The sequence below is a fragment of the Achromobacter sp. 1014246743 genome (assembly GCF_059760725.1).
On sequence record NZ_JCBANA010000077.1, the window covers coordinates 22929 to 29380 of the forward strand.

General features: G+C 70.3%; 7 protein-coding genes. 1 reads left to right on the forward strand and 6 read right to left on the reverse strand.

Annotation, left to right across the window (positions count from 1 at the left end):
- Positions 1-67 precede the first annotated feature (67 nt).
- Complete coding sequence (locus AC6LJ2_RS25335; RefSeq protein ID WP_263914803.1) at positions 68-910, forward strand: LysR substrate-binding domain-containing protein; 843 nt, start codon at positions 68-70, stop codon at positions 908-910.
- A gap of 70 nt (positions 911-980) precedes the next feature.
- On the opposite strand, the gene AC6LJ2_RS25340 is transcribed toward AC6LJ2_RS25335, so the two are convergent.
- The 6 genes from AC6LJ2_RS25340 to AC6LJ2_RS25365 form a co-directional block, all read right to left on the reverse strand.
- Positions 981-1514: an OsmC family protein gene (locus tag AC6LJ2_RS25340; protein ID WP_263914802.1), complete on the reverse strand. Its 534-nt coding sequence runs from the start codon at positions 1512-1514 to the stop codon at positions 981-983.
- A gap of 57 nt (positions 1515-1571) precedes the next feature.
- Positions 1572-3017 carry a c-type cytochrome gene (locus AC6LJ2_RS25345; protein ID WP_498152435.1) on the reverse strand — a complete coding sequence of 482 codons (1446 nt, stop codon included), beginning with the start codon at positions 3015-3017 and terminating at the stop codon, positions 1572-1574.
- Complete coding sequence (locus tag AC6LJ2_RS25350; protein ID WP_498152436.1) at positions 3014-3826, reverse strand: ABC transporter ATP-binding protein; 813 nt, start codon at positions 3824-3826, stop codon at positions 3014-3016. Before AC6LJ2_RS25350 ends, AC6LJ2_RS25345 begins: the two co-directional genes overlap by 4 nt.
- Positions 3820-4839 (reverse strand): ABC transporter permease, encoded by a 1020-nt coding sequence (locus AC6LJ2_RS25355; protein WP_498152437.1) that lies wholly within the window; start codon positions 4837-4839, stop codon positions 3820-3822. Before AC6LJ2_RS25355 ends, AC6LJ2_RS25350 begins: the two co-directional genes overlap by 7 nt.
- Complete coding sequence (locus tag AC6LJ2_RS25360; protein ID WP_263914798.1) at positions 4826-5857, reverse strand: ABC transporter substrate-binding protein; 1032 nt, start codon at positions 5855-5857, stop codon at positions 4826-4828. The genes AC6LJ2_RS25355 and AC6LJ2_RS25360 overlap by 14 nt, the downstream gene beginning before the upstream one ends.
- Before the next feature lie 166 nt (positions 5858-6023).
- Complete coding sequence (locus AC6LJ2_RS25365) at positions 6024-6338, reverse strand: hypothetical protein (protein WP_263914797.1); 315 nt, start codon at positions 6336-6338, stop codon at positions 6024-6026.
- Between the last annotated feature and the right edge of the window lie 114 nt (positions 6339-6452).

Here is a 6452-nt window from a genome sequence, read left to right on the forward strand (position 1 = left end):
CCGCTTGCTATCGTGAAGGCCACTGGTTACTTTAACTGTCATCGGAATATCCTATGACCAGTCCCCCATGCTCAACCCGCTCTGGCTAAAGACCTTCGCCGCGGCCGCGGCCTCGCCCAGCTTCAGCGAAGCCGCGCGCCGGCTGGGCCTGACCCAGCCCACCGTCAGTGAACACATCCGCCAGCTCGAACAGGCGCTGAACCGCCGCCTGTTCCTGCGCGATACCCACTCGCTGTCCCTGACCAGCGACGGCCGCAGCCTGCTGGTGCACGCCGAAATCATCCTGGATGCCCACGAGCGCGCCGAACGTCTGTTCGACGCCCCGCGGCTGCGTGGCCGCGTGCGCCTGGGCACGTCCGACGACCTGGCCATGGGGCCGCTGCCCGACGTGCTGGCCGCCTTCCGCCAGGCGCATCCCGAAGTGGAACTGGACATCACCATCGGCGTCACCAGCGACCTCTACCGGCTGCTGGACGACAACGGACTGGATGTCATGATCGGCAAGCGTCGCCGCGGCGACCGCCGTGGCCAGACCCTGCACAAGGAAGCGCTGCTGTGGCGCGCCAAGGAAGGCCTGCGCATCGCGCCGGACGCGCCGCTGCCGCTGATCCTGCTGCGCGAACCCAGCGTCACCCGCACGCTGGCGCTGGATGCGCTGGCGCGGGCCGGGCGCAACTGGCAGATCGTCTGCACCAGCACCAGCTACGCGGGTTGCCAGGCGGCCGCCCGCGCCGGCCTGGGCATCACCGTGCAGCCCTCGCACCTGTCCACCGCCGGCCTGGCCGCGCCGGCCGGCGTGCATGCGCTGCCGGCCCTGCCCCAGGTGGAGTTCATCGTCATCTCGGCGCCCGCACCCAACAAGCCCACCCGCGCGTTGACCGAGATCCTGATGCGCAGTTCGCTGACCTGACGCCGCAGCATCAGGCAGGCTCGGCCCGCCCACGCCACCGGGCGCCGGCGCGGGCAGTCCCGGCAATGTCCTACTGCGCCGACGGCCGCGTATGCCGCACGCTGCCCTCCAGCGGCTGCGGCTGCTTGAGCAGGTTCAGGATCGGGCACCACTGCTCCACCGCCTCGTGCACGGCACGCACCGCGCTGTCATCGGCCGGCGACACAATGTGCGCCGTATAGCGGATGTTGTGCGGAAAGAACGGCACCTTTTCATAGCCCGGCTTGCCGCCGCGCGGATCCAGGTCGCCCTCGATCTCGACTTCCAGCGACTCCAGCGGCAACTCCAGCTCGGCCGCCTTGATCAGGAAGATGTGCGTCAGGCAACTGCCCAGCGACCCCAGCAGCAGCTCGGGCGAACTCGGCCCCAGGTCGTAGCCGGCGAAATCCGCCGGGCTGTCGCTGACCACCTGGTGATCGCGGATGCGGATGCGGCGCACGCCGCTGCGGCCTTCGGCGCTGACGTGTGCGCGCAGCTTCACCGGCGTCACCGTCTGCGGATCGCGCGCGTTGCGCACCAGCACGGCCTGCCGCTTCTGGCCCAGGTATTCGTTCAAGGTACTCATCTTCCTGCCTCGCGTAAGTAAGAGTGGAATGGATAAAGCGGATGTGCCCGCGCGGCGCTACTGCCTGCGCCGCGTATCCGGAATGCCGATGGGGGCACGGTCCATCGCCTGCAACAGCGCGCCCAGTCCCTGGGCGGAAGCGCTTTCCATGCGGCCGCCGGGGCCGCAGACGTTGTCCGCGCTGGTCCAGGCAGGCGCCGCGCCGGGCAGCCGGCGCGCGCGCAGCCAGCCGCGGCGGTCTACCATGAACTGCGCGCCGGCCAGTGCGTCGGGCGGCACGCCCGCCGCCAGCGCGTAGGCGTTCCAGGCATCCTCGCCTGGCGCCACGCAATCGGCGCCCGCGGGATCGCCGCCGCCCCAGGTGAGCGCCACCGTCAGCAGACGCGGATCCAGCGGCGCTTGCAGCGCATTCGGCGCGGACGCCCCTGCGGCCGCGCCCACCCACAATGGCAGGCCGCGCAGCTCCGCCAGCGTCGTCGCGCGCCCGTCGCGGCATGTCACCGCCACGCCCGGCGCGGGAATCGCCGGCATGCCAGTGCCGCCGCTGCCGCCGTAGGCCCGCAGCCGCAGATAGTCCAGCACTTGCCAAATCTCGTCCGGGCCCAATGCCGCGCCAAAGCCCGGCATGGCCGACACGCCGCCCCGTTCATCACCGCCGTGCGTCACCCGCCAATGCAGTTCGCCTTCCAGGCGGTTGTCGAACAACGCCGGCCCCAGCACGCTGGGCCAGGCGGACAGCCCCGCCGCCAGCGGTCCGCGGCCATCGGCCTGCTCGCCATGGCAGCCCGCACAGTGCGCCTGATACAGCCGGCCGCCCTGCAGCACATTGCGATCCGTGAACGGCAGCGGCGACCGCTGGTACGAGGTGCGCGTCGCCTCCGTCATCAGCAGTTGCGGCGCCGGCCAGTTGGCAGAGGCCAGCAGGCCGGCCGCGGCCGTCAGCCACACCCACCGGCCGCGCCGCGCGAACAAGGCCGCCACCAGCAGCGCCAGCGCCAGCCCCGTCAGCCCGACCGCCAACCACAGCCGACGCCAGGTCTGCGTGCCGACCGGCAGATCCGGGTCGTAGCGCCAGGCAAAGGGCCAATGCGCAATGGCAAGCGCCTCTTCGGGCTGCCAGGCAATCGCCACGGCGATCACGCCGGCCAGCAGCGCCAGCGCCCCCAGCAGCATGGCCGCGGCGTGACGCCATTGCGCCTGCGCCGCGCGCCCCGCGGCACGGCTGTGCAACCACGCGGCCGCCAGCGCGGTCAGCAGCAACACCGCCACGGCCGCCAGCACCAGATGTCCCAGGCGCGACCCCAATAGTCCCGGCGTACCCTGCGCCCGCTGCCAGCCCAAGGTCAGCACGGCAAGCGCCGCCCCCAGCGCCAAGGCCGCCTGCCCCGGCAATGGCACGCCGACGGTGATCGCCGCGCCGGCGCGCCGGCGCGCCGCGGCCAGGCCCGCCAGCAGGCCCGCCGGCGCTGCCAGGGCCGCCAGCGCCACCCCTGCGTTGCTCACCACGTCGCATCCAGCCCCAACAGCGCCAGCGCCTGGCGACGCAATTCGGCCAGCCGCGGATCGCCGCGATGGCGCGGGTACGGCAGGTCATTGACGATCTCGTCCTTGATCCGCGCCGGCCGCTCGCTCAGCACAATGATGCGTGACGCCATGAACAGCGCCTCTTCCACGTCGTGCGTCACCAGCAAGGCCGTCACGCCGGTGCGCTGCCACAGCTCCACCAGCTCGGACTGCATCGCGATCCGCGTCAGCGAATCCAGCTTGCCCAGCGGCTCATCCAGGATCAGGATGCGCGGATCGTTCACCAACGCACGCGCCAGGGCCGCGCGCTGCGCCATGCCGCCCGACAGCTGGTGCGGATAGGCCTGGCTGAACGCCGCCAGCCCCACCCGCTGCAACGCGTCGTCCACGCGCTCGCGCCGGGTCTTGAGCAGCCCGCGCGCCTGCAAGCCCAGCGCCACGTTGTGCCACACCGTGCGCCAGGGATACAGCGTGGGGTCCTGGAACACCACGATGCGCGACGGCGACGGGCCCTCGATGGGCTCGCCATCGGCCAGCAGGTCGCCTTCGGCCGGCGGCTCCAGCCCTGCCACCAGCCGCAACAGCGTCGACTTGCCGCAGCCGCTGGGGCCCAGCAAGGCCACGAACTCGCCGGGTTGCACATCCAGGTCGATCCCGTCCAGCACCGGCAGCGCCGCGCCGTCCAGGTCGAATCGATGATTCACGCCGCGCACCGCCAGGGCCGCGCCGCGCGTCGCGGCCGCCTGCGAACCGGCCGCAGCCTTCGACACTTGCGTCGCCGCTACCATTTCACGACTCCCTTCTGCCAGGCCAGCAAGCGGTCACGCCCCAGGAACAGCAAGGTGATCAGGCCCGAGAACACCAGCGCCATCACGATCAGCGCGCCGTACATGTTGGCGTACGAAGCCCAGCCCTGCGCCCACGACAGATACCAGCCCAGGCCGGATTTCACGCCCATCATCTCGGCCGCCACCAGCACCGAGAACGATGCGCCCAGCCCCATGAACAGGCCCACGAACACCTGCGGCAGCGCCGCCGGAATCGCCACCCGCAGCACCAGGAACCATTCGCTGGCCCCCATCGTGCGCGCCACGTCGTAGTACGCGCGGTTGACCCCGGCCACGCCGGACCAGGTCAGCACCGTAACGGGAAACCAGGTGGCCAGCGCAATCAGGAACACCGCCGCCGACCAGCTCGACGGAAAGAAGAAGAACGCCATTGGCAGCAACGCCGTCGACGGCACCGGCCCCAGAAAGCGCAGCACCGGATGCACCCAGTAGCCCAGCCCGCGCGACCAGCCGATCGCCACGCCCGTCAGGAAACCCGCGGCCGCGCCCAGCAGGAAGCCATTGGCCAGCAGCCATAGCGAATTGACCAGGCTGTCGGCCAACCGTTTGTAGTCGCTGACATACACCTCGATCAGCGACTGCGGCGGCGCAAAGAATGGGCTGGGCAGCAGCGCCAGCTTGGCGGTCGCGACTTCCCACACGCCCACCGCCACCGCCAGGACCAGCAGCCAGGGGCCGGCGCGGTGCAGCGCGCGCACCGGCCGCCAATGGGCCACGCCCGCCACCGCCACCAGCAGCAACGCGGCCGCCAGCGCCAACGCGGCCACGCCGAATTCCTGCGTGTAGCCCCACGACGTGAAACCCACTTCCACATTGGGCCAGCGCAGCGTCACCCCGCCCACCGCGGCCCACAGGGCCGCGGCGACCACGCCGGTCTTCCACAGACGCCAGGGTTGGGCGGCCGCCGGCGCGCCGCGCAGCGCCCCCGCCGCCAGCGCGTCAGCCGAGGACATTGGGCACCACCGCTTGCGCGTACTTGTTGATGTCCAGGTTCGCGCTCAGCACCTTGATCGTCTTCAGGTCCTTGGCGTAGCCCACGATCTCCTCGCGCAGCGCCGCGCCCGTCGACGCATGGCCGTGGCTGTGCGTGCGCAAGATCGCCGCCACGCGCTCGGCCGGCACCTTGCCCGGCACGTACGGCGCGAAGATGCGCGCGGTCTCGTCGGGGTTGGACGCGGTCCAGCGCTGCGCATCGATGACCGCGCGCGTGATCGCCGCGGCCGATTCCGGGTCCTTGCGCACCAGATCGCCACGCAGGCCCAGCACGCAGCAGGTGCGGTTCTCGTAGTCGCCTTCGATGTTGGTGGCAATCTCGCGCAGCTTGTTGTCTTCGCGCAGCGTGTAGATCAGCGGATCGTCGCCCGCGATCGCATCCACCTCGCCCTTGCGCAGCACCTCGCCGAACAGGTCCTGCGGATACTGGCGCCAGTCCACCGATTCCGGATCGATGCCCAGCTGCGCCACGCGGATCGCGAAGAAGTTCTTCACCGGGCTGGCCTGGTCCGACACCGCGATGCGGCGGCCCTTCAGGTCCTGCACGCTCTTGATCGGCGAATCCGCCGCAGTCAGCAGGCGCATGCAGCCGCCGTGCGTGCCCACCGCCAGCTTCACGTCAAAGCCCTGCTCCAGCGGCTTGAGCCAGCGCAGCGCCATGCCGATGCCGCCGTCGGCGTGGCCGGTGGCGATGGCTTCCAGCAATTGGTCGGTCGAGCCGCTGAAATTGATGCGTTCGACCTTCAGGTTGTACTTGTCGAAAAAACCGCGCTCCAGCGCCACCGATACGGGCGACTGGCACACCGCGGTCTGGCTCCATGCGATCTTGTAGGTGCGCGGCGCGGTGTTCGCCGCCAGCACGCGCGACCCCAACATGCCCAGCGGCGCAGCCAGGCCCGCAAGGCTGGCCGCACGCAACAGCGTGCGCCGCGATACTCCGCGCGCCGCGTGGGCGCCCGATTGGACGTTCGTATTCATCAACCTTCCTTTTGAGCAGACTGTGAATGGCGATGCTTGCCATGCGGCATCATCGGCCCGCGCTCAGGCGTTAGACAAATACAAAGTGGGGATAACAATATGGGCGGGCCCTCCCGCAGAGGACCCGCCCAGGGTCTCGTCCAGTCCGGCAAAGGATCCGGCGGACTCAGTCCGGCAAATGGTCCGGCACGCCCTCGGCGTCCACAGCCTTCACACGGTCCAGCGCGTTGCGCGCGGCCGACATCGCTTCGACGGTGCTGCGAAAACGGCGCGTCACGAAAATCTCGAACGCCAGGCTTTCCGGTTCGTCCGCTTCGGCGGGTTCCGCCTCGACCTGCGGCTCGGAGGGCGCATCCTTCGTGGCTTTCGCCGGCTTGGCCGGCAAGCGCCGCGTCTCCAGGAAGGCGCGCGCGGGCACGCGGCCTTCGGGCTGCGTGGCATACGCCACGACGGAAAAACCGTTGATGATCTTCTCGGCCATACAGGTTCCCTATAGGCCGCGCCCAGTGGCGGCGCAGCACGTTGTTAGCGACAACGGCCCGCCGTGGCGAAACTTAAGCCGATGCGCAGCGGCCCCGGTTGATCTGCATCAACC

Excerpts from the sequence above, each read along its gene's own strand:
- AC6LJ2_RS25365 (WP_263914797.1), bottom strand. The coding sequence starts at position 6,338 with ATGGCCGAGAAGATCATCAACGGTTTTTCCGTCGTGGCGTATGCCACG.
- AC6LJ2_RS25335 (WP_263914803.1), top strand. The coding sequence starts at position 68 with ATGCTCAACCCGCTCTGGCTAAAGACCTTCGCCGCGGCCGCGGCCTCG.
- AC6LJ2_RS25340 (WP_263914802.1), bottom strand. The coding sequence starts at position 1,514 with ATGAGTACCTTGAACGAATACCTGGGCCAGAAGCGGCAGGCCGTGCTG.
- AC6LJ2_RS25355 (WP_498152437.1), bottom strand. The coding sequence starts at position 4,839 with ATGTCCTCGGCTGACGCGCTGGCGGCGGGGGCGCTGCGCGGCGCGCCG.
- AC6LJ2_RS25350 (WP_498152436.1), bottom strand. The coding sequence starts at position 3,826 with ATGGTAGCGGCGACGCAAGTGTCGAAGGCTGCGGCCGGTTCGCAGGCG.
- AC6LJ2_RS25360 (WP_263914798.1), bottom strand. The coding sequence starts at position 5,857 with ATGAATACGAACGTCCAATCGGGCGCCCACGCGGCGCGCGGAGTATCG.